2 protein-coding genes are annotated in these 2,178 nt (G+C 65.7%); both read right to left on the bottom strand.

Annotated elements, in window-relative coordinates:
• The coding region (locus WAW85_RS13775; RefSeq protein ID WP_422560170.1) for a ribosome-binding factor A at positions 1–270 on the bottom strand (270 nt) is incomplete at its 3' end.
• The coding region (infB, locus tag WAW85_RS13770; protein ID WP_422560169.1) for a translation initiation factor IF-2 at positions 271–2,178 on the bottom strand (1,908 nt) is incomplete at its 5' end.

Genomic DNA, 2,178 nt, shown 5'->3' with positions numbered 1-2,178 from the left:
CCGGACGCCCGTACCCGCGCCCACGCGCGAGCGCAGCGCGCCGGTGGCGGCGGCCAGTCCGGCCGCCGCCTCCGCCACGTCGGGCTCGGCGTCGACCGAACTGCCCATCACCGTGTAGAACACCGTGGCATCGTGCAGATCACCGGTCACCCGGGTGTCGGTGATCGTCACGTGCACCAGCCGGGGATCTTTGATCTCCGTACCGATCGCCGAGGCGACGATCGTGGTGATTCGCTTAGCGAGCCGTGCCGCTCGTGCGTGGTCGACCATTTAATCGCGCGCCTTCTCCACCATCTCGTAGGTCTCGATGATGTCGCCGACCTTGATGTCGGCGTACGTCAGCGTCAGACCACATTCGAAGCCCTCACGCACCTCGGTGACGTCGTCCTTCTCGCGGCGTAACGTACTGACCGTGAGATTCTCTGCGACCACAGTGTTGTCGCGGAGCAGACGAGCCTTCGCGTTGCGCCGGACGATGCCCGACTGCACCATGCAACCGGCGATGTTGCCGACCTTGGACGACCGGAAGATCGCGCGGATCTCGGTGCGGCCAAGCTCGACCTCTTCGTAGATCGGCTTGAGCATGCCCTTGAGCGCTGCTTCGATCTCCTCGATCGCCTTGTAGATGATCGAGTAGTAGCGGATCTCGACGCCTTCACGGTTGGCCAGCTCAGTCGCCTTGCCCTCCGCGCGGACGTTGAAACCGATGATGATCGCGTCCGAAGCCGCCGCCAAGTTGACGTTGGTCTCGGTGACGCCGCCGACGCCGCGGTCGATGACCCGCAACTGCACCTCGTCGTCGATCTCGATCTGCAGCAGCGCCTCTTCGAGCGCCTCCACGGTGCCCGAGTTGTCGCCCTTGAGGATCAGATTCAGCTGACTGGTTTCCTTCAGCGCCGAATCCAGGTCCTCGAGGCTGATCCGCTTACGGCTGCGTGCGGCCAGCGCGTTGCGCTTGCGCGCCGCACGCCGATCGGCGATCTGCCGCGCAGTGCGGTCCTCGTCGACCACAAGCACGTTATCGCCAGCACCCGGCACCGACGTGAAGCCGATGACCTGAACCGGACGCGACGGGTACGCCTCGGTGACATCGTCACCGTGCTCGTCGACCATGCGACGGACACGACCGTAGGCGTCACCGGCGACGATGGAGTCGCCGACACGCAAGGTGCCGCGCTGAATCAGCACGGTGGCGACCGGACCGCGACCGCGATCCAGGTGCGCTTCGATGGCCACACCCTGTGCGTCCATATCCGGGTTCGCCCGCAGATCCAGCGAAGCGTCGGCGGTCAAGAGGACCGCTTCCAGCAGCGCATCGATGTTCTCGCCCTGCTTCGCCGAGATGTCGACGAACATAGTGTCGCCGCCGTACTCCTCGGGCACCAGACCGTACTCGGTGAGCTGACCGCGGATCTTGGCCGGATCGGCGCCTTCCTTATCGATCTTGTTGACCGCGACCACGACCGGCACGTCAGCGGCCTGGGCGTGGTTCACCGCCTCCACCGTCTGCGGCATGACGCCGTCGTCGGCCGCGACCACCAGGATCGCGATGTCGGTGGCCTTGGCACCGCGGGCACGCATGGCGGTGAACGCCTCGTGACCGGGGGTATCGATGAAAGTAACCAGACGGTCCTGGCCGTTCAGCGAGGTGTTCACCTGGTACGCACCGATGTGCTGCGTGATGCCGCCGGCCTCGCCCTCGCCGACATTCTCCTTGCGGATCGTGTCGAGCAGTCGGGTCTTGCCGTGGTCGACGTGACCCATGACGGTGACCACCGGCGGACGCACCGCGAGATCTTCTTCGCCGCCCTCGTCCTCGCCGTAGGTGAGGTCGAAGCTCTGCAGGAGCTCACGATCTTCATCCTCGGGGCTGACGACCTGAACGACGTAATTCATCTCCGAGCCGAGCAGCTCCAGCGTCTCATCGTTCACCGACTCGGTGGCGGTAACCATCTCGCCGAGGTTGAACAGCGCCTGCACCAGCGACGCCGGGTTGGCGCCGATCTTGTCGGCGAAGTCCGACAGGGAGGCACCGCGCGCGAGCCGGATGGTCTCGCCGTTGCCGTTGACCAGCCGGATGCCACCGACGGTCGGGGCCTGCATCGAGTCGTACTCTTGCCGCTTCTGCCGCTTAGACTTGCGGCCCTTGCGGGGCGCACCACCGGGGCGCCCAAAGGC

Source organism: Gordonia sp. (in: high G+C Gram-positive bacteria), assembly GCF_049299075.1.
GTDB lineage: Bacteria > Actinomycetota > Actinomycetes > Mycobacteriales > Mycobacteriaceae > Gordonia.
Note: the sequence above shows the minus strand (reverse complement) of the source record. Positions and strands in the feature narration are given on the sequence as shown.